Source organism: Actinoplanes sp. NPDC020271 (assembly GCF_044388125.1).
Lineage (GTDB): Bacteria > Actinomycetota > Actinomycetes > Mycobacteriales > Micromonosporaceae > Actinoplanes.
The window spans coordinates 317,652-337,328 of sequence record NZ_JBIRWQ010000007.1 but is presented as its reverse complement, the minus strand read 5'-3'; the positions used below and the strand labels follow the sequence as shown (position 1 = coordinate 337,328).

Annotated in this window: 22 protein-coding genes and 1 pseudogene; 18 read left to right on the top strand and 5 right to left on the bottom strand. The window is 70.8% G+C overall.

What is annotated here, in order from left to right; genetic code table 11:
• Window positions 1-4 precede the first annotated feature (4 nt).
• Both mtfM and ACH442_RS18970 read left to right on the top strand, forming a co-directional pair.
• A complete protein-coding gene (gene mtfM / locus ACH442_RS18975) occupies window positions 5-109 on the top strand; it encodes a small membrane protein MtfM (protein WP_275407938.1) in 105 nt (34 codons plus the stop codon).
• Window positions 106-708: an FABP family protein gene (locus ACH442_RS18970; protein WP_396339315.1), complete on the top strand. Its 603-nt coding sequence runs from the start codon at window positions 106-108 to the stop codon at window positions 706-708. Before mtfM ends, ACH442_RS18970 begins: the two co-directional genes overlap by 4 nt.
• Here the strand turns inward: ACH442_RS18970 and ACH442_RS18965 are convergent.
• Window positions 705-1,439 (bottom strand): aminotransferase class IV, encoded by a 735-nt coding sequence (locus ACH442_RS18965; RefSeq protein WP_396339314.1) that lies wholly within the window; start codon window positions 1,437-1,439, stop codon window positions 705-707. The two genes, ACH442_RS18970 and ACH442_RS18965, sit on opposite strands and share 4 nt — an antisense overlap.
• A 31-nt stretch (window positions 1,440-1,470) precedes the next feature.
• Between ACH442_RS18965 and ACH442_RS18960 the strand changes: the two genes are divergently transcribed.
• The 11 genes and pseudogenes from ACH442_RS18960 (at window position 1,471) to ACH442_RS18910 (ending at window position 9,673) form a co-directional block, all read left to right on the top strand.
• Entirely contained in the window at window positions 1,471-1,893 is a 423-nt protein-coding gene (locus ACH442_RS18960; protein ID WP_396339313.1) for a Fur family transcriptional regulator, read from the top strand.
• 8 nt (window positions 1,894-1,901) lie between these two features.
• Entirely contained in the window at window positions 1,902-2,927 is a 1,026-nt protein-coding gene (locus ACH442_RS18955) for a YgfZ/GcvT domain-containing protein (protein ID WP_396339383.1), read from the top strand.
• Window positions 2,928-2,976: 49 nt separating this feature from the next.
• On the top strand, window positions 2,977-3,810 hold the full coding sequence (locus ACH442_RS18950) for a 3-keto-5-aminohexanoate cleavage protein (RefSeq protein ID WP_396339312.1): 834 nt from the start codon (window positions 2,977-2,979) through the stop codon (window positions 3,808-3,810).
• Window positions 3,811-3,847: 37 nt separating this feature from the next.
• Window positions 3,848-4,759, top strand: a complete 912-nt coding sequence (locus ACH442_RS18945) for an asparaginase (RefSeq protein ID WP_396339311.1) — start codon at window positions 3,848-3,850, stop codon at window positions 4,757-4,759.
• 95 nt (window positions 4,760-4,854) lie between these two features.
• A pseudogene (locus ACH442_RS18940) lies at window positions 4,855-5,203 on the top strand (helix-turn-helix domain-containing protein); the annotation flags it as partial.
• Between the two features lie 73 nt (window positions 5,204-5,276).
• Window positions 5,277-5,786: a hypothetical protein gene (locus tag ACH442_RS18935; RefSeq protein WP_396339310.1), complete on the top strand. Its 510-nt coding sequence runs from the start codon at window positions 5,277-5,279 to the stop codon at window positions 5,784-5,786.
• 67 nt (window positions 5,787-5,853) lie between these two features.
• Window positions 5,854-6,168, top strand: coding sequence for a DUF2516 family protein (locus ACH442_RS18930; RefSeq protein WP_396339309.1), 315 nt, complete (start codon window positions 5,854-5,856; stop codon window positions 6,166-6,168).
• A 22-nt stretch (window positions 6,169-6,190) separates the two neighbouring features.
• Window positions 6,191-7,075, top strand: a complete 885-nt coding sequence (locus ACH442_RS18925) for an alpha/beta fold hydrolase (RefSeq protein WP_396339308.1) — start codon at window positions 6,191-6,193, stop codon at window positions 7,073-7,075.
• A gap of 89 nt (window positions 7,076-7,164) precedes the next feature.
• Window positions 7,165-7,572, top strand: coding sequence for a hypothetical protein (locus tag ACH442_RS18920; protein WP_396339307.1), 408 nt, complete (start codon window positions 7,165-7,167; stop codon window positions 7,570-7,572).
• Between the two features lie 472 nt (window positions 7,573-8,044).
• Window positions 8,045-8,845 carry an EI24 domain-containing protein gene (locus ACH442_RS18915; protein ID WP_396339306.1) on the top strand — a complete coding sequence of 267 codons (801 nt, stop codon included), beginning with the start codon at window positions 8,045-8,047 and terminating at the stop codon, window positions 8,843-8,845.
• Window positions 8,846-9,160: 315 nt separating this feature from the next.
• Window positions 9,161-9,673, top strand: coding sequence for an O-acetyl-ADP-ribose deacetylase (locus ACH442_RS18910; protein WP_396339305.1), 513 nt, complete (start codon window positions 9,161-9,163; stop codon window positions 9,671-9,673).
• Window positions 9,674-9,677: 4 nt separating this feature from the next.
• On the opposite strand, the gene ACH442_RS18905 is transcribed toward ACH442_RS18910, so the two are convergent.
• The 3 genes from ACH442_RS18905 to ACH442_RS18895 all read right to left on the bottom strand — a co-directional run bounded on the left by ACH442_RS18905 (window position 9,678) and on the right by ACH442_RS18895 (window position 13,037).
• Window positions 9,678-10,691 carry a LacI family DNA-binding transcriptional regulator gene (locus tag ACH442_RS18905; protein ID WP_396339304.1) on the bottom strand — a complete coding sequence of 338 codons (1,014 nt, stop codon included), beginning with the start codon at window positions 10,689-10,691 and terminating at the stop codon, window positions 9,678-9,680.
• A 10-nt stretch (window positions 10,692-10,701) separates the two neighbouring features.
• The gene (locus tag ACH442_RS18900; RefSeq protein ID WP_396339303.1) at window positions 10,702-12,105 is read right to left on the bottom strand and encodes a GH1 family beta-glucosidase; all 1,404 of its coding nucleotides are present in this window, start codon (window positions 12,103-12,105) and stop codon (window positions 10,702-10,704) included.
• A 170-nt stretch (window positions 12,106-12,275) separates the two neighbouring features.
• Window positions 12,276-13,037, bottom strand: coding sequence for a maleylpyruvate isomerase family mycothiol-dependent enzyme (locus tag ACH442_RS18895; RefSeq protein WP_396339302.1), 762 nt, complete (start codon window positions 13,035-13,037; stop codon window positions 12,276-12,278).
• 58 nt (window positions 13,038-13,095) lie between these two features.
• On the opposite strand from ACH442_RS18895, the gene ACH442_RS18890 reads away from it, so the two are divergent.
• Complete coding sequence (locus tag ACH442_RS18890) at window positions 13,096-14,169, top strand: UDP-N-acetylmuramate dehydrogenase (RefSeq protein ID WP_396339301.1); 1,074 nt, start codon at window positions 13,096-13,098, stop codon at window positions 14,167-14,169.
• A gap of 4 nt (window positions 14,170-14,173) precedes the next feature.
• On the opposite strand, the gene ACH442_RS18885 is transcribed toward ACH442_RS18890, so the two are convergent.
• Window positions 14,174-14,815: a CAP domain-containing protein gene (locus tag ACH442_RS18885; protein ID WP_396339300.1), complete on the bottom strand. Its 642-nt coding sequence runs from the start codon at window positions 14,813-14,815 to the stop codon at window positions 14,174-14,176.
• A gap of 387 nt (window positions 14,816-15,202) precedes the next feature.
• Here ACH442_RS18885 and ACH442_RS18880 point away from each other — a divergent pair, with 387 nt between their 5' ends.
• From ACH442_RS18880 to ACH442_RS18865, 4 genes are all read left to right on the top strand, one after another.
• Window positions 15,203-15,901 carry a response regulator transcription factor gene (locus ACH442_RS18880; RefSeq protein WP_185038054.1) on the top strand — a complete coding sequence of 233 codons (699 nt, stop codon included), beginning with the start codon at window positions 15,203-15,205 and terminating at the stop codon, window positions 15,899-15,901.
• A 105-nt stretch (window positions 15,902-16,006) separates the two neighbouring features.
• Window positions 16,007-18,361 (top strand): chemotaxis protein CheW, encoded by a 2,355-nt coding sequence (locus ACH442_RS18875; RefSeq protein WP_396339299.1) that lies wholly within the window; start codon window positions 16,007-16,009, stop codon window positions 18,359-18,361.
• A gap of 1 nt (window position 18,362) precedes the next feature.
• Window positions 18,363-18,800, top strand: a complete 438-nt coding sequence (locus ACH442_RS18870) for a chemotaxis protein CheW (protein WP_396339298.1) — start codon at window positions 18,363-18,365, stop codon at window positions 18,798-18,800.
• The gene (locus tag ACH442_RS18865; protein ID WP_396339297.1) at window positions 18,800-19,672 is read left to right on the top strand and encodes a hypothetical protein; all 873 of its coding nucleotides are present in this window, start codon (window positions 18,800-18,802) and stop codon (window positions 19,670-19,672) included. Before ACH442_RS18870 ends, ACH442_RS18865 begins: the two co-directional genes overlap by 1 nt.
• Window positions 19,673-19,677 lie beyond the last annotated feature (5 nt).

Below are 19,677 nucleotides of genomic sequence, written 5' to 3'. Positions count from 1 at the left end.
GGTCATGGTTACGGAGATCGGGTTCGTGAGCCTGCTGGTCGCCGGTGTAGGCGCGCTGGCGGGCGGTTTCGGCTATCTGGCAATGCGTATTTCGAGGGGGCGTTGGTGAGTAACGGCGAGACGGAAAACCCATTGGGCCCGCCGCCGTGGCTGAACGCCCCGCCGGTCGACGCTTATCCCTACGAGGACACCCACGACCTGCGGGTCGGCCCTGACCTGCATCAGTCGCTGCTCGGGCTGCTGCCGTTCATCGGGTTGTGGCGGGGGCGCGGCCAGGGCGGGTTCCCGGCGGAGGAGGATTTCAACTTCGCCCAGGAGATCCGGATCAGTCACGACGGGCGGGACTTCCTGCGTTTCGAGTCGCGGGCCTGGCTGCTCGACGACGAGTCGCAGCCGCTCGGGCAGGCGCTGACCGAGTCCGGCTTCTGGCGGCCGGTGCTGGTCGACGGCCGGCCCGGTGACGAGATGGAAGCGACGATGATCCGGCCCGACGGCGTCGCCGAGCTGTACCTGGGGAAGGCTGCCGGCACGCGGCTGGAGATGGGGACGGACGCGGTGGCGTACACGTCGACCGGGCTGCACGTGACCGGCGGGCACCGGCTGTTCGGGATCGTCGAGGGCGCGCTGCTCTACGCGCACGAGATCTCGATCGACAACAGCGGGCTGACCCCGCACATGTCGGCCCGGCTCCTCCGGATCGGCGGCTAGAAACCCAGCAGGTTCAACAGGCGGGGGGTCCACGGCGAGCGCGTCCGTGGCTCCCCGTCCAGCACGATCACCTCGGCCAGGCCGCGCAGCGACGACGCGAACCAGACGGCGTCGGCCGCGGCCAGCTCCGGCAACGTGATCATCCGCTGGACCGGGCGCAGTCCGGCGGCCGGTGCCAGGGACAGCAGGTGCCCGGCGGTGATCCCGGGCAGGATGCCGGCTTCCTCCCACGGGACGGTGCCCAGCTCGTCCCCGGTGAGCCAGATGATCGACGCGGTCGGGCCCTCCAGGACGTACCCCTCGGTGGAAAGCCAGACCACGTCGTCGGCGTGATGCCGCGCCGCCCAGCGGCGAGCCGCGAAGTTGCTCGCGTAGGACAGTGACTTGGCGGCGGAGATCGACCACGGCGGGCGCCTGGAGACGGAGACGCCGAGGTCGGCGCTGAGCACCCGGATCCCGTCGCGCCGCTCGCGCAGGACCGACGACGGGATCTCGGAGACGCCGGCGTGCCGCACGTTCCGGGTGTAGACGAGCCGCAGGGCGGCGAAGTCCGCGCGCAGATCCGAGATGCCGGTAAAAACGGGTGGGGGCAGGTCGAGAAGTGCGGCTGACCGCGCCAGCCGGGCCAAATGCTCGTCGAGCAGCCAGGGGCCGGACGGCCGCAGGTGCAGCGTCTCGAACACCCCGTCGCCCATGAGGTCGGCCGGAGACACCAGGATCTGCTCGTTCATCAACGTGAAACTAGCGAACTATGCTCGTGGGGTGTCCGCCACTTCGCTTGCCGCCATGCTCCGAGAGCGCGGCCTGCGGCTCACCCCGCAGCGCCAGCTGATCCTGGAAGCGGTGCACGAGCTCGGCCATGCGACGCCCGAGTCGGTGCACAACGCGGTCCGCGAGAGGGTCGCCGGAGTCAACATCACCACGGTCTACCGGACGCTGGAGCTGCTGGAAGAGCTCGGCCTGGTCAACCACACGCACCTCTCGCACGGCTCGCCGACCTACCACGCGGCCGGTGAGGATCAGCACGTGCACCTGGTCTGCCGCTCGTGCGGGTCGATCGAGGAGATGGATCCGGCCGTGCTGCGCCCGGTCTGTGACCAGTTGCTGGCCGAGCGGGATTTCCGCGTCGATGTGGGGCACGTCTCGCTGTTCGGGGTCTGTGGCAAGTGCAAGGAGTCGGAGTGACCGTCGTCATGGTCGAGGATCTCGACCCCAGTTCCGCCGATGCCGGGGTGCCCGCGCATTTCGGTGACCCGATGAAGGAGCAGCGGCTCCTGGAGACGGCGGTCGGTCTGGTGGACCGGTCGAACCGGGACGTCATCGCCGTCCCCGGGCCGGAACGCGCGAGCTGGCTGCACACGCTGACCACCCAGCACCTGTCCGACATCTCCGCGAATCAAGGCAGTGAGCTGCTGGTTCTCTCGCCGCACGGCCATCTGGAGCAGCACGCGTTCGTCACCGAGGACGGGACGACCGCCTGGCTGGACACCGAGCCGGGCGCCGGGGCCGGGCTCCTGAAGTACCTCGAGATGATGCGGTTCTTCACACAGGTCGACCCGCGTGACGCCACGTCCGAGATCGCGGTGCTGTCGCTGGTCGGCCCGGCCGCCGCGGACCTGTTCCCCGACCTCGCCGAACCCCGGGTGGGTGCGGTGCCGGGTCCCAAGTTCGCCGCCGGGTCCGTCCCGCCCGGGGCCACCGCGGTCTATGGGGTCGAGGCTTTTGAGGGCGGCCTGGCTCGCCGCGTCCCGCACGGCGTCGACCTGCTCGTCCCGCGGGACGCGAAGACCTCGGTGATCGAGAAACTGGGGGTCCCGCGGGCCGGCCTGTGGGCGTTCGAGGCGATCCGGGTCGCGGCGCGAACCCCGCGGCTCGGTCACGAGACCGACCACAAGACGATCCCCGCCGAGGCGGATTTCCAGGCCACCGCCGTGCACCTGGACAAGGGCTGTTACCGCGGGCAGGAGACGATCGCCCGGGTCCACCACCTGGGCCGTCCGCCGCGCCGCCTGGTCCTGCTGCACCTGGACGGGATCGCCACCGACCACCCGCCGGCGCAGGGCACGCCCGTCGAGCTGGACGGGCGGGCGGTCGGCTTCGTCGGGACCGCGGTGCGGCACCACGAGCTGGGGATGATCGCGCTGGCCGTGGTCAAGCGGAACGTGGCTGACGACGCGCGGCTCATGGTGGGGGAGTCGGCGGCCGCGATCGACGCCTGAGCGGACGGTTTCGTGCGTCTTGCCGGAGGGCGGTGGCAGGATGACCGGCATGACCGGGACCTTGATCACCGTCGCCCCGACCGGCGCGGAGAGCAGCAAGGCGGACGTGCCGGCTCTGCCAGTGACCCTGGACGAGCTGGTCGCGACCGCGAAAGAGTGCGAGGCGCTCGCCGCCTCGATCATCCACGTGCACATCCGGGACGCGGAGGCCCGGCCCACCCTCGATCAGGGCCGGCTGCGCGCGACCGTGGCCGCGCTGCGTGAGTCGACCGGCCTGATCGTGCAGCTCTCCTCGGGCGGCGCGGTGACCGACCCGGAGACCGACCGTCTGGCCGTGCTCGACGCCGGGCCGGAAATGGCCTCGTGCACGATGGGCACGGTCAACTTCGGTGACGACGTGTTCATGAACCGGTGGGACTTCATCGTCGACCTGCACACCCGCATGCAGGAGCGCGGCATCGTGCCGGAGTTCGAGATCTTCGACCTCGGCCAGCTCACCACTCTGCAGCGGCTGCTCAGCAAGCACGGGCTGCCGTTCGGCGGGCACGTGCACGTCGACCTGGTGATGGGCGTGCCCGGGGGGATGCCCGGCACCGCGGCCGCACTCGTCGCCTGTGAGCGGGTGATCCGTGACCTGCCGGCCGGCACCACGTTCTCGGCGACCGGCATCGGGCGCAGCACGATCCCGGTGATCCTGGCGTCGCTGTCGGCCGGGGGCCACCTGCGGGTCGGCATGGAGGACACGATCACGTATGCGAAAGGCCGTCCCGTCGAGTCGAACATGCAGCTCGTGGCTCGTGCGGTGGCCTTCGCCCGGCTGGCCGAGCGGCCACCGCTGAGCCCGTCCCAGGCGCGCGAGCTGCTGGGGGTGCCGGCCCGATGAGCGAGCGCGTTCACTGGAATGCAACGGGGGTGGCGCGATGACCGTTGTTGCGGAGGTGACCCGCTCCGGCTTTGTCGAGAGCGTGCACCACGGCGTCGTCGCGTTCACCGACCGTCCCGGCGTCGGCGAGGTGGACAGTCCGTTCTTCCCCCGTTCCTCGAGCAAGCCGTTGCAGACCGTCGGCATGCTCCGCAGTGGCCTGGTGCCGCGCGAGGCAGCCGACCTGGCCCTGATCAGTGCCAGTCACGACGGGGAGCCGTTCCACCTGGAGCGGGTCGCCGCGATGCTGGCCGCGACCGGCCTCGGGCCGGAGGCGCTGCGCTGCCCGGCCGACCTGCCGCTGGGCGACGCCGCGCGGAATGCGTTCCTGCGCGGTGGCGGCGAGGCGGCCCCGATCCTGATGAACTGCTCCGGCAAGCACGCCGGGATGCTGGCGACCTGCGTGGCCAACGGGTGGGACCTGGAGACGTACCTCGACCCGAAGCATCCGTTGCAGGTGGCGCTCACCGAAGCGGTCAGCGACCTGGCCGGTGAGCCGATCGCGGCGGCGGGTGTGGACGGTTGTGGCGCACCGGTGCTGGCGGTCTCCCCGGCCGCCCTGGCCCGGGCTTTCCTGCGGCTGGTCGACGCCGCGCCGGGCACGCCGGAACGGCAGGTCGCGGACGCCATGCGCGCCCACCCGGAGCTGGTCGCCGGCACCGAGTCGGCCGACACCGTCCTGATGCGCGCGGTGCCCGGCCTGCTGGTCAAGCGGGGTGCGGACGGTGTGGTCGCCGCGGCCGTCCCGGGTGTCGCCGGGGTCGCGCTGAAGATCTCCGACGGCGCGGCCCGGGCGCGGGTCCCGGTGCTGCTGGAGGCGCTGCGGCGGCTGGGTGTGACGCCGCCGGTGCTGGACGAGGTCGTGCTGGGCGGCGGCCGCGTGGTCGGCGAGGTGCGAGCCGTTTTCTAGGGGTGACCCTGAGTTTCCTCCGGGTGACGCGCTTCACGCTAGCTCCTGCAAGCACTCTGCTTGCAGGAGCTAGCACCAGCGGTTAACGTCGAGTCATGGCCAACAAGGAACTGCCCCAGGACATCGGGACGTTCATCCGGGACCTGAGGCAGACCGCGAAGATCTCGCTGCGGCAGCTCGCCGACAAGGCCGGGGTGAGCAACCCCTACCTCAGCCAGATCGAGCGTGGCCTGCGCAAGCCGAGCGCCGAGGTGCTGCAGCAGATCGCCAGCGCCTTGCGTGTGTCGACGCCCGCGATGTATCTGCGGGCCGGACTGCTCGATGGCGAGGGTCAGCAGGGTGTGCTGGCGGCCATCGCGGTCGACCCGGAGCTCACGATCGCGCAGAAGCAGTCCCTGTCGCAGATCTACGAGACGTTCCGCAATGAGAACGCTCGGAACGCGCCGCCCGCGACATCCGAAGACGGTTCGCCTGACGACGGCGCGCCCCGGACCACCCCGATCGCCGAGGAGACGAAATGACCGAGCAGACCAAGACCAGGATCCCGACCCCGCTGTACGCCGCGGCCGGCGCCGGTGACCTCGCCTACCAGCAGCTGCGCAAGCTGCCGGCCGTGCTCACCGAGCTGAGCGACCGTGCCGTCGCCTCGCTGCGCACCGCCAACGTGCAGGCCGCCGAGCTGCAGAAGAAGGCCGCCGAGCAGGCCGGCGAGTTCCAGAAGAAGGCCGCCGGGGCCGACTTCGACGCGCTGCGCACCAACGCGCAGACCGCGGCCACCGCGTTCGCGCAGATCGCCCAGGAGCGGGCCGTTGCCGCGTACACCGCCCTCGTCGCCCGCGGCGAGAAGGTCGTCGGCACCGGCATCGTCGAGTCCGCCGAAGTGGTGAACGCCGACATCGAGGCGACCGAGGCGCCGAAGGCCGTCGAGGCGACCGTCGCCGAGGCCAAGGCCGTCGAGGCGGCCGAGACCACGCCGAAGCCGCGCAAGCGCGCCAAGGCTGCCCCGGCCCCGAAGCCGGCCGAGTAAACATCTCGCGTGAGACATGATCCGCGGGCCCCGGCAACGCCGGGGCCCGCGGCATAGACTTCCCGGCATGGCTCTCTCCGCGCCGCTTTTCTTCGACGATGTCCGGCACTACACCGAGCAGTTGATCCTGCTGTTCGCCCTGATCCTGGAAGTCATCGCGTTCGTCCACTGCCTGACCCAGCGCGGTGCGGCCTTCCAGGCCCTCGGAACGCTGCCCAAGGGCGCGTGGGCCGTGATCCTCGGCGTGTGCGCCATCCTGACGTTCGGCGGGCGGTCGGCGCTCGGCATCTTCGGCCTGATCGGCATCGCGGCCGCGATGATCTATCTGCTCGACGTGCGGCCCGGCCTGCGGGACATCGCCGACGGCAAGGGCTTCTGGTGATCCGGCCGGCCCGTCGCCGATCGTGAGGAAACGTTTCGGTCCGCCACCGCCCGACGGCGGGCCGCGCCTGCAGCGCGTCGACCGGACCGGCCCGCGATCCGGTCGCCCCACGCTGCCGGGCCCGGCCACCGAGCTGGTCACTCTTCCTTCGGGCGTACGGGTCGAGCAGCTGACCACCGGCACCGGCGACCCGATGACGGTCTTCGCCCACGGGCTGGCCGGGGACATTGCCGGCACCCGTCCTCTCGGCAGTGCGGTGACCGGCCGCCGGACGTTCTTCCAGTTCCGCGGGCACGGCCGTTCCGACGCCCCGCCCGGCCCATGGACCTTCGGTGACCTGGCCGCGGATCTGCGCGGCGTGGCCGACCTGGCCGGTGCGACCCGGGCCGTCGGCGTCAGCATGGGCGCGGGCGCGCTGTGCCGGCTGCTCGCCGAGACGCCGGACCGGTTCGAGAAAGTCGTCCTCTACCTCCCCACCCCGCTCGACGGGCGCCGTTCCGACGCCGCTGTCCGGCGCCTGGACCGGCTGCTCGCCTCGGTCGAGTCCGGTGAGGCCGCGATGATCGCCGACGCGGTCGAGGCGGAGTTGCCGCCGTCGGTCCGTAACAGCCCGGCCGGCTGGAGTTACCTACGTCAGCGCGTCGAGCAACTCCAGCGTGACGGCCTGGCCCCGGAACTGGCCGACCTGTGGGCTGCTCCGGCCGTGCCGGACGAGACGGCGCTCGGCGCTTTCCGCGGGCGCGCACTGGTCGTCGGCTGCCGCGACGACGAGGTCCACCCCGTTGCCTGGGCGGAACGGCTGGCCGGCCTGCTCGACGCGGACCTGCACATCTACGACCTGCCCTCGGTCCTGTGGACGAACCGCAACGACCTCCGCGATCGGGTGTCCAGCTTCCTGAACGCTTAAGTCGCTTTTGCGCCGAAACCGTAACTTTTCCCGCTCTTGAGCGATGTTCCAGCGTGCGCTTGTCCCCTAAATCCGTTTTCATCGGTGTTGTGGCGATCGGGCTACCCTTCGCTGTCGTGGTCGGCTGGGCGCTGGGCACCCCCGTCCCCAGCACCACCGCCGCAGTGGAGACCGGTGGTGCCGGCGGCAGTGACGGCCTCGGCGTAGCGCCGGGCCGGACCAGTCCGTCCACCGGAGACACCGGCCGGCCCGCCGGCGACGCCCCCGCCCCGATCGTCGTCGTCAGCAGCACCGTGATCACCAAAACGGTCACGGTGGCGGCCTCGGTGGCCCCGGCGACAGTGCCGTCGACCTCGCCGCCGCCGATCCTGAGCATGCCGCCGGTGCCCACGCCGACGCAGATCAGCGGGCCGCCGGAGCCGACCACGACGCCATCCGGAAGCGTCCCGCCGAGCACGAGCGTCGCGCCGTCCTCCAGCGCCACCCCCGGTTCCTGACCCCGACTCCACCGGTCGCTTCCCGGCGCCTCCTGGTCGGCCGCACCGAGCCGGTCGTGCCGGCCGACTCGCCGCCCGGCCGCAGCGGGCTCGTCTTGCCGGCCGGCCTCTCCGCCCGGCCTGACAACGCTGAGGCCCGGCTCGCCCGGCTGGGCCGGCGTCCAGCGTCGTCATGGACGCTCGGCAGCAACGCACAGGCCCGGCTCGGCCGGCGTCCGGCGTCGTCATGGACGCTCGATGACAACCCTCAGACCCAGCTCCTCGCTCGGTCCGAAACCGGCCGTGCATCGTAGGCGTCGACCCGGGCATGTCGGCCGGCGTCGGCAGCTGGTTCTCGACCGTAGGGGGCCCGCTGGCCCGTCGACCGGGCGGCCGCACTCGCGAGCAGCCGGTCCACGAGCGGAGCGATCAATGCGGGAACCCGCCCCGCGTACCGCGAGAAATGCGACAGCCCCCACTAAGCTCGCGGGACGTGAAGGAAGATCCGAATCGGCCGCTGACCGCCGTTCGTCAATTCGCCGCCGGGGCCGGGCTGCTCGGCCGCGGGCTCGGGCTTGTCCTGCGTAGTCCCCGGCTGCTGGGCCTGGGGCTGCTCCCGGCGTTGATCGCCGGGGTGCTCTACACGATCGGGCTGGTCGTCCTGATCCGGTTCCTGCCGGCGCTCTCCGGGAAGGTCACCTGGTTCGCCGACGACTGGTCCGGCTTCTGGCGTGACTTCGTCGAGGTGCTGGCCGGCGCCGGACTGGTCGGTCTGGCGCTCCTGCTCGGCATTCTGACCTTCACCGCGGTGACGCTGCTGATCGGCGACCCGTTCTACGAGCGGATCTCCGAGCTGGTCGAGGACCGGTTCGGCGGCGTGCCGGACGCGGTCGAGGTCGGCTTCTGGCGTTCGCTGCGCCGCAGCCTGGCCGATTCGGTGCGGCTGATCGGCCTGTCCGTGCTGGTCGGGATCCCGCTCTTCCTGCTGGGTTTCCTGCCGGTGGTCGGTCAGACGGTGATCCCGGTGCTGGCTGGCGGGGTCGGCGGCTGGCTGCTGGCGCTGGAGCTGACCGGCGTGCCGTTCCAGCGGCGCGGTCAGCGGCTGCGCCACCGCCGCGTCGCGCTCGCCACGAACGTGCCGCTCACGCTCGGCTTCGGCGTCGCCGTCTTCTGCGCGTTCCTGATCCCGCTCGGCGCGATCTTCCTGATGCCGGCCGCAATCGCCGGCGCGACCCTGCTCTCCCGCCGCGTACTCGGCAAACCGATCGAAATCACCACGGTCGCCTCGCTCTAAATCAAGATCAAAATACCGGGATTCATTGCCTGCGTTCGCTGTGGTCCCGATCGTCGCTCCCGCGGGGACCCTTCCGGGCCGAGCAGGGCGCGGGGCGCCCAGAACGCTCAGCCCGGAAGGGCGACGTCCGTGGGTGGTCCGGCTCAGAGCAACGAACCCGTCCACGTGCCACCCCGGCCGGACGGTCCCGTGCGCCGGAGCCCGCAAGCTGGGCCCGGTGTGGTTGCGGCCCTGGGTGCGTGACGGACAGCGCGAGTCGCGGCTGGGGCCGTGTTCGCGGGGTGGGCACGGTCAGCGCAAAGTCAGGAGCTTGTCGTGGATGTTGAACTGGTCGAGGGGGACATCACGGCCCAGCGGGTGGACGTGATCGTCAACGCGGCGAACTCCTCCCTGCTCGGCGGTGGTGGGGTCGACGGGGCGATCCACCGCAAGGGCGGCCCGGAGATCCTGGCCGAGACCCGGATGCTGCGCGCCTCGAAGTACGGTCGCGGCCTGCCCACCGGCCAGGCCGTGGCGACGACGGCGGGCCGGCTGCCGGCGCGCTGGGTGGTGCACACGGTCGGCCCGGTGCACAGTGCGACCGAGGACCGCTCCCCGTTGCTGCGGGCCTGCTACGAGAACGCGCTGCAGGTCGCCGACGGGCTGGGCGCGCAGACGATCGCGTTCCCGCTGATCTCGGCCGGGATCTACCGCTGGCCGGTGGACGACGCGGTCCGGCAGGCGCTGAGCGTGTTGCGCTCGGCGGAGACGGCCCACCGGCGGACGGCGTATCTGGTGCTGTTCGGCTCGGCGACCGCGGCCACCGCCCGTACCGTCGCAGGCCTTTGAATGATCAGGCGGACTCGCGGACGATGAGCTCGGTGGGGAGGACCACCGACTCCGGGATCTCGGACTCGCCGCTGATCAGCAGCAACATCTGGCGGGCCAGGGTCTGGCCGATCTCGGCTATCGGCTGCCGGACCGTGGTGAGCGGCGGGTCACTGTAGCGGCTGATGTCGAAGTCGTCGAAGCCGATCACCGCGACGTCGGACGGCACCGAACGGCCGGCTTCCCGCAGCGCCAGCAGTGCGCCGTGCGCCATCAGGTCGGAGGCGACGAAGACCGCGTCCAGCTGTGGGTCGAGGTCGAGCAGGGACCGCATCGCGGTGATCCCCGACTCGCGGGTGAAGTCGCCGGTCGCGACCGTCTCGGGCAGGCCGGCCGCGCGCAGCGTGTCCCGGTAGCCGGTGAGGCGCTCGACGCCGGCGACCATGTCCTGCGGGCCGGCGATCGTGGCGATCCGGCGCCGGCCGCCGTCGATCAGGTGGCGGACGGCGGCGGCGACCCCACCGGCGTGGTCGACGTCGACGAACGGGACCGGCGGCTCGGCCGTCATCGGCCGGCCGCTGCAGATCACCGGGATGCCGCGCCGGGCGAGCGCGCCGGGCAGCGGGTCGGCGCCGTGGATCGAGGCGAACATGACGCCGTCGACGTGACCGGCGACCGCGTAACGCTCGACGCGGTGATGACCGGCCTCGGAGCCGGTCATCATCAGCACGAGCTGCTTGTCCGCGGCTTCGAGTTCCATGCCGACGCCACGGATGATCGCCGGGAAGAACAGGTCGTCGGAGAAGACCCGGTTGGCCGTTTCCGGCAGGATCAGCGCGATCGAGTCGGTCCGCTGGGTGACCAGGCTGCGAGCGGCCTGGTTCGGCACATAGCCCAGCTCGTCGACGGCCTGGTTGACCGCCTCCCGGATGGCGACGGCGACCGTGGTGGAGCCGTTGACGACGCGGGAGACGGTCGCGCGGGACACCCCGGCACGCCGGGCCACCGCTTCCAGGGTGGGCCGCTCCCGCGTCGTCACAAATCGCTCCTTACGAAAGCCCGTTGCGCTTGATCACCTCGCGGTACCACTTCGCGCTGTCCTTGAGCACCCGCTGCTGCGTCGTGTAGTCGACGTGCACGATACCGAAGCGCTTACGGTAGCCCTCGGCCCATTCGAAGTTGTCCATCAACGACCACAGGAAGTATCCCCGCAGGTCCACACCGGCGGCCAGCGCGTCGTAGCAGGCGCGCAGGTGGCCGTCGACGTAGTCGATGCGGCGCTGGTCGGGAACGGTGCCGTCGGCGTCCGGGCCCTCCGGGAACGCGGCGCCGTTCTCGGTGATCATCAGCGCGGTGCCCGGGTAGTCCTTGTGGATGCGGGTCAGCAGCCGGGTCAGGGCGCCCGGCTCGATCGGCCAGTTCATGTCGGTGACCGGGCCGACCGGCGGGCGGAACGCGATGCCCTCGCTGCCCGGGTACGACTTGTCGCCGGGCGCACCGGGCTTGGCCGACACGTACGCCGGGTTGTAGAAGTTGATCCCCAGCACGTCGATCGGCTGGTTGATGATCGCCAGGTCTCCGTCCTTGAGCCAGGACAGGTCGGTCAGCCGGGCGATGTGCTGCAGCACGTCGGCCGGGTATTCGCCGCGCAGCAGCGGGTCGAAGAAGATCCGGTTGGCCAGACCGTCGATCAGCCAGGCGGCGTCCCGGTCGGCCGCGTTGTCCGGGTCCACCGGGTAGACCTCGCACGGGTTCAGCGTGATGCTGATCCGCTGGGCGCCGGCCGCCCGCAGCGCCTGCGCGGCCAGGCCGTGGCCGAGGTTCAGGTGGTGGACGGCGGCCAGCGCCTTCGCCGGGTCCTGCACGCCGGGGGCGTGGATGCCGGAGCCGTAACCCAGGTAGGCCGAGCACCACGGCTCGTTCAGCGTGGTCCAGGTGCCGACCCGGTCGCCGAGCTTGCGGTAGATGATCTGCGCGTACTCCCCGAAGGCCTCGGCGGTCTCGCGGTTGGCCCAGCCGCCGCGGTCCTCCAGGGTCTGCGGAAGGTCCCAGTGATAGAGCGTGACGACCGGGTCGATGCCCTTGCCGAGCAGCTCGTCGGTGAGCCGGTCGTAGAAGTCGAGGCCCTTGGGGTTGATCGGGCCGGTGCCGTCCGGCTGGATGCGCGGCCAGGCGACCGAGAACCGGTACGACGCCAGGCCGAGGTCGGCCATCAGCGCCACGTCGTCGACGTACCGGTGGTAGTGATCGCACGCGATGTCGCCGGTGTGACCCCGGTAGACCTTTCCCGGCGTACGGCTGAAGGTGTCCCAGATGGACGGGCCGCGACCGTCCTCCCGCGCCGCGCCCTCGATCTGGTAAGAGGCCGTGGCCGCGCCCCAGACGAAGCCGTCGGGGAAGGTGATCCCCGCACGCGCCGGCTGCGCCGACGTGGACGTGACGGTTGCCGTCATGTCTTCACCGCTTCCTTGTTCCGCATGATCAGTCCGCTCAACTTAACCGGTTCATCTTACGAGATGAAGCCGTCACGGCGGCGTGATCTGCCGGAAGCACGCTCACTCGCCCCCTCCTCACCGGTTCCCAGGCGATTCGCCGCGGAGCGAAGCGGAGCAAACAGGCTCAGTCACCCGGTTCGCAGGGCCTGGAAGAGGCGGGGGTCGCCGCTGATGACCAATTGATCGGGACGCTTACGGCCCATCAGGGCGAGCTGCAGGTCGCTCGTCGTGCCCATCGCCTTGGCCCGGGCGTGGTGATCGTCGGTGTCCAGGATCGTCCCGGTGTCCAGCAGCGCGATCCCCGCCCCGCGCAGCCGGACGAACCATTCCTGCTCGGCGTCCGTCCCGACGAGGTGCACCACGCCGTGCAGGTCGGTCGGACCCTGCCGCCGCCCGGCCGGCAGCCAGGTGTCGAGGATCTCGGCGACCCCGTCGGTGGCGAGTTTCGTCTCGATCGGGGTGGGGCGCCCGGCCGCGGCCTCGGCGTCCCACCGGTGCACGGAGATCTCGTGGGCGATCCGCCGGTCCCAGAAGACGGCGCGTTTCGGCTGCGGTGCCCAGTTCCACGCCGGGTAGTCCGGGTCGAGCGCCTCCAGGGTCTCGATCATCCCGGTCAGCTCGCGGCGCAGCTGGTCGAGCGCCTCCGCCCACTCCGGGCGGGTGGCCGGCTCCGGGTCGGGGCCGGGTCGCTCGGTCACCCCGCGGGCGACCGTGGCGCGGACCCGGCGCAGCGTGTCGAGCAGGTGGAAGGTGAGGTCGGCGGTGGTCCAGCCGGGGACCTGCGGGACCGGCGCGTCCGGCCCGGTCTCGGACACGGCCTCCCACAGGGCCGGGCCGTCGGCACGTAGCGCCGCCAGCCAGAAGTCCTTCGTCGCGTGCAACCTGTTCATCGCAGTCTCCCGCTCGGCCGGACCGCCGGTTTCATCACTTCCGCCTAGTGAGCTTAGGGTGAACGGCGTGCCCGACGCATTCGCCGACCAGCAGACCGACACTTCCCGCACCTTGGCGGCTTACACGACGCTACGCCTCGGTGGGCCGGCCGGCACGGTGACCACCGCTGTCGACACGGGCGAGGCCATTGCCGCGGTGCTCGACGCCACGGCCGAGGGACGTCCGCTGCTCGTCCTGGCCGGCGGCAGCAACGTCGTGATCGGCGACCCCGGCTTCGACGGCGAGGTGCTGGTGCTGCGCAACCGCGGGATCGAGGTCGTCCGCGAGAGCGACCACGACGTCGTGGTCCGGGTCGCGGCCGGTGAGGTCTGGGACGACTTCGTGGCGTACACGGTGGAACGCTCTTTCTCCGGCGTCGAGTGCCTGTCCGGCATTCCGGGCTCGGCCGGCGCCACCCCGATCCAGAACGTGGGGGCCTACGGTTCCGAGGTCGCGCAGACGATCGTGGCCGTGCACGCTTACGACCGGATCGACGACGCGCAGTTGGAGATGACGCCGGAGCAGTGCCGTTTCGCGTACCGGTCCAGCGTGTTCAAGCACAACGACCGTTACCTGGTCACTGCGGTCGACTTCCGGCTCACCAAGGAAAATCTCTCGGTCCCGATCCGGTACGCCGAACTGGCGCGCCACCTCGGTGTCGAGCCGGGCGACCGGGTGACTCTCGAGTCGGCGCGCGAGACCGTGCTCAAACTGCGCGCCGGCAAGGGCATGGTGCTCGACCCGGAGGACCGGGACACCTGGTCGGTGGGCTCGTTCTTCACCAACCCGGTCGTTCCGGCCGAGTTCTTCGCCGAGTTGACCGCGACCCGGGGCGAGATCCCGAACTGGCCGGCCGCCGACGGCACGGTGAAGATCCCGGCGGCATGGCTGATCGAGCAGGCCGGCTTCCCGAAGGGGTTCGCGGGGGAGGGCGTCGCCATCTCGACCAAGCACACGCTGGCGCTGACCAACCGTGGCGGCGGGAGCACCGAGGCGTTGCTGGCGCTGGCGCGGACCATCCGGGACGGGGTGCGTGACCGCTTCGGTGTCGAACTGCACCCCGAGCCCGTACTGGTCAATTGCGCTCTTTGATCGTCTAACGCCAGCCGAAGGTCTGCGTGTAGTACGGAGTGCCGTCGGCGGCGTAGACGATGGCCGCGCCCATCTTGCGCGCGCCGCAGTTCAGGATGTTGGCCCGATGCCCGGGGCTGGCCATCCAGGCTTTCATCACCTCGGCCGCGGTCGGGTAGCCCCAGGCGATGTTCTCGCCGGCCGGTGCGCGGTAACCGGCCCGCTCGGCGCGCATCGCGAAGGTCGAGCCGTCGCGCCAGACGTGACTGAACAGCCGGGTCCGAGCCATGTAGTAGCTCTGTGCGGCGGAGGCCACGATCAGCTCCCGGTCGACGCCGAGCTTCGGGCAGCCGTTCGCCACGCGTTCCCGGTTGGTCAGGCGGATGACCTGGCGCATCAGTTTGCGGGCGCGGGCCTTCTGCGGGTCCGGGGTGGCCGCGCCGGCCGGGGCCGCGGCGACGTCCGGGGTGATCGGCGTCGTGGGGCCGGCTGTCTCCCTCGCGGGAGTGGGTGACGACGCCGGGGTGGGCTGACCCGGCGGGCGGGGTGGAACCACCGGGCCCTGGGCGCTGACCGCGTGCGGCAGTGCGAACAGCGCGACGGGCAGGGCGAGCAGAACGGGCGCGGCCGCGATTACCGTCGCGCGGCGTACCACCTTGTCGAACACGGGTTCCTCCCGGATCCGTCTGGACGCGAATCGTCCACCAGGGATATCCGACCCCGTACTTCGTCCCTTGTCACATCTTTCGCGGAATGGCGGAAATGTCGTACTGGAAATGAAATCCTGAGGGGATGGGCGATCCGGCGACGGTTCGCTGAGCGTGTGCGCTCTTCGAAGACCGGGCCGTGTGCAGGACCTTTGCCCGCTAAACTGTCACTGTCCGTAAATAGGCGGTGACATCACGCTATGGTGTCTTTGCGCCTTTGAATATCCCCGTCCGCAGTCGTGCGGGCGGTGCCAGGCAAGACACCGAATTCCGGCGTTCCAGCGCCCGGGGTTCGGCCGTGCCCGAAAACGGGCGCGAGCGCGGGTTGGGGGCAGGGTGAACACACGATGAGTCGCCTACTCGTGGTCGAGGACGACCCGGACATCGCACTCGCCCTGCGGCTGTTGTTCAGCCGCGCCGGGTACGAGGTGGCCCATGCCGCGGACGGCCGTTCCGGCCTGAAGGAGGCCTACGCCGAGCATCCCGATCTGGTGGTGCTGGACGTCGGCCTTCCCGAGATGGACGGGTGGCAGGTGCTGGAGCGCCTGCGCGACGTCTCCGACGTGCCGGTGCTGGTGCTGACCGCGCACGGCCAGGAGGCGGAGAAGGTGCGTGGCCTGCGCGGCGGCGCCGACGACTACCTGACCAAGCCGTTCGCCAACAACGAACTGCTGGCGCGGGTCGAAGCGTTGCTGCGGCGCTCGTCGAGCGGGCAGAACAGCTGGGCCAGCCAGATCTACGACGACGGCCTGGTGCATCTGGACCCGACCAAGCGCCGGGTCTATGTCAAGGGCGAGGAGAAGCGGCTCACGCCGACCGAATTCCGCCTGCTCAACGCGTTGGTGCGACATGCCGGCGCGGTGCTCTCGCCGAACCAGCTGCTGACCCAGGCGTGGGACGACCCGACCGGCATCGGTCAGGAACGGGTGAAGTTCGCGGTGCTGCGGCTGCGGCGCAAGCTCGGCTGGTCCGACCCGGACGAATCGCCCATCGAGTCGGTTCGCGGGTTCGGTTACCGGTACCGCCGTCCGGGCGGAGAAGCCTGATCTTTTCTCCGGGACACCCGACAGACAAGGCGTATCGGGCGAGTGTTCTCAGTTGGCGCGTGCAGGGGTCGATGAGGGCTGTGAAGCCGAGCAGGAGGAGTTGACGTGGAAGACCTTGGCGAGATCGTCGGCGAATTCCTGATGGAGTCCCACGAGAACCTGGACCAGATCGACCGGGATCTCGTGAGCCTTGAGCAGGAACCGGACTCGCGTGATTTGATCTCCCGCATCTTCCGGGCGATCCACACGATCAAGGGCACGAGCGGGTTCCTGGCGTTCTCCCGGCTGGAGAAGCTGGCGCACGCGGGTGAGTCGCTGTTGTCCCGGCTCCGGGACGGCGTTCAGCCGGTGACCCCGGAGACCATCACCGTGCTGCTGCTCTGCATCGACGGCGTCCGGTCGCTGCTCTCCTCCATCGAGGAGAAGGGCACCGAGGACGAGGTCGACGTCGACAGCATGATCGTCCGGATCAAGGCGCAGATGGACGCGCCCGCCGACGCCGCCGCGGCCCCGGCGGCCCCGGCGGCCGCGCCGGCCGCGGCTGAGGGCGAGACGCCGGTGACGGTCGAGGAGGCGCCCGCCGCCACCCGCCCGGCGCCCGAGCCGATCGCCGAGCAGCGGCAGCCGATCGGCCAGATCCTGGTCGACTCCGGCGCCGCCCAGCCCGCCGACGTCAGCTCGGCGCTGCAGCAGCAGATCGAGGGCGACGAGCGCAAGCTCGGCACGATCCTGCTGGACGAGGGGAAGACCCAGCCGGCCGCGGTCAACGAGGCCCTGCAGTCCCAGGCCCCGAAGCGCAGCATCGCCGACAGCGCGATCCGCGTCGACGTCGACCTGCTGGACACGCTGATGAACATGGTCGGCGAGCTGGTGCTGGCCCGTAACCAGCTGGTCCGCGGCGTGATGGAGATCGGCGACTCCGGGCTGGTACGCAGCGCGCAGCGGCTCGGCATGATCACCAGTGAGCTGCAAGAGGGCATCATGAAGACCCGGATGCAGCCCATCGAGCACATCTGGTCCAAGCTGCCCCGAGTCGTCCGGGACCTGAGCAACTCGCTCGGCAAACAGGTCCAGCTGGTGATGGAGGGCAAGGAGACCGAGCTCGACCGGAGCCTGCTGGAGGCGGTCAAGGACCCGCTGACCCACCTGGTCCGCAATGCGGTCGACCACGGCATCGAGGACCCGGAGCGGCGCACTGCCGCCGGCAAGGGCCCCGAGGGCACGCTGACCTTGCGCGCGTACCACGAGGGCGGGCACGTCGCGGTCGAGGTCGCCGATGACGGCGCCGGCCTGAACGTGGAGCGGATCGCGCAGAAGGCCGTGGAGAACGGGCTGCTCCGACCGGAGCAGGTCCCCAACATGGACAAGCGCGACATCATGGCGATGGTCTTCCAGCCCGGCTTCTCCACCGCGGCCAAGGTCACCAACGTCTCCGGCCGCGGCGTCGGCATGGACGTGGTGAAGACCAACATCGAGAACATCGGCGGCGCGGTCAGCGTCGACTCCACCCCGGGCGAGGGCACGGTCTGGCGGCTCACCATCCCGCTGACGCTGGCCATCATCCAGGCGCTCACCGTCGACTGCGGCGACCAGCGGTACGTGGTCCCCCAGGTCGCGGTGCTGGAACTGGTCTTCGTCGACGGCAAGTCGACCAAGGTGGAGTACGCCTCCGGGGCGCCCGTCTACCGCCTGCGCGGCAAGCTGCTCCCGCTGGTGCGGCTGGACCGGGCGCTCGGCTTCGAGGTCGGTGGCGACCAGGGCGTCTACATCATGGTGCTGCAGGCCGACGGCCGGCGGTTCGGCCTGGTCGTGGACCGGGTGCTGAACACCGAGGAGGTCGTCGTCAAGGCGCTCAACTCACGGCTCAAGGACATCGGCATGTACGCCGGAGCCACCATCCTCGGCGACGGCAAGGTCGGCCTGATCCTGGACGTGTCGTCGCTGGCCCGCCGGTCGCACCTGGCCGTGGACTCCGAGCGGGAGAACGTCGTCGAGAAGCGTACGCAGGGCGGCGGTGGCACCGAGCGTCTGCTGGTCACCGCGGTCGGCGAGCGTCGCGTGGCGATCCCGCTGGACACCGTCACCCGGCTCGAGGAGTTCCCGCGGGACCGGCTCGAACACGCCGGATCGCGCGAGGTGGTCCAGTACCGCGGGCAGATCCTGCCGCTGGTGCGGCTGTCGCACCTGCTCGGGGCGTACGGCGAGGAGCCGGAAGGGGAGACCGTTTCGGTGGTCGTCTACAGCGAGGGCGGTCGCAGCGTGGCACTGGTGGTGGACCGGATCGTGGACATCGCGGAGAACTCGACGACGGCCCGGCGGGACGCCGACGAGGACGGCCTGGTCGGCACCGCGGTGATCCAGCAGCGGGTGACCGAGCTGCTCGACGTACGCCGGGCGATCCTCGCCGCCGACCCGAACTTCTACACCGAGGCCGGCGACGAGATGCTGGTGGAGGTCTGACATGGCGAGTCGCCAGTTCGCCACCTTCGAGGTGGACGGCCAGCTCTTCGGCGTCGAGGTGCACACGGTGCAGGAGGTGCTCTCGTACAACGAGTACACCCCGGTGCCGCTGGCCCCGTCGGCCGTCGGTGGCCTGTTCAACCTGCGCGGTCAGGTGATCGCGGCGGTCGACCTGCGGGTCCAGCTGGGGCTGAACCGCAAGTCCCTGCAGGGCCCGGTGATGAACGTGATCCTGCGGGGCGACGGAGAACCGGTGAGCTTGCTGGTGGACAAGATCGGTGAAGTGGTGGACCTGGACGAGGAGACCTTCGAACCGCCGCCGGACACCCTCAGCGGCCCCACCCGGGAGCTGGTGGTGGGCACGTTCAAGCTGGACGGACGGCTGATGCTCGCCCTCGACGTCAATCAGGCGGTCGACACGTACCGCGCCACGATCTGATGTACAGCCTGGTCAGCGCCCCCGTTCTGGGCTTCGACCTGACCCGCCTCACGGGTGGGTCGGCGGCGGCCGAGGTGCTGCTGCGCGCCCTGCGCCTGCAGCGCGACGACCTGCCCGTGCTCGCCGAGCGGCTCCCGGACGAGGGCATCCGGGGCCCGCTCTGGGTCGAGGTGGAGAGCGCCGCGCGCCGGATGCCCAACCTCAAGGGCATGTCGAAGGACGACCCGGCGGGCAACCTGGCCCTGGTCGAGCGTGCGCCGATCGGCTCGGTCGACTCGCTGCTCACCTGCCTGCGGTACGACGTCATGTCGTGGACCTGGGAGGGCACCGGCCGGGACGCCCGGCAGACCGAGGAAGCGGCCGCCGCGACCGCGCTGCTCTGCGACGCGGCGGTGGCCAGCTACCTGCGGGAGGTGCTCGACGACGACACCCGGCGCCGGCTCGGGGCCGGCTGGGTGGCGGCCGTGAAGAAGCTGCCGACGGGCGCGCCGATCGACCTCGGCCCGCACCACTACACCGTCTCCGCCCTGCTCGATCGGTTGCGCACGCTGCGACCGGAGGATCGGGAACGTGTCGCGACGGCGGCCGACGACGCCCGGCGCAACACCGCCGGATGGTCGCCCGCCGTGCACTCGGCGTCCTGGGCGGCGTACCTCTCGGATCGGGTCCGGACCGCGGCCGCGGCGCAGATGCTGCTGGTGCAAGCGGTGGACACGGCCGGAATCTCGCTGGCCGATCGGGCCGGCGGGGTCTGGAACATGCTCAGCGGCGCCGTTCAGGCGCTGGTCGTCCGCGATCTGCTGGACACCGCAACGGCGCACCGGCTGCTCGCACCGGTCGTCGCGGCGCTCGGTCCGGCCTGGCTCGGTTGAAGGGA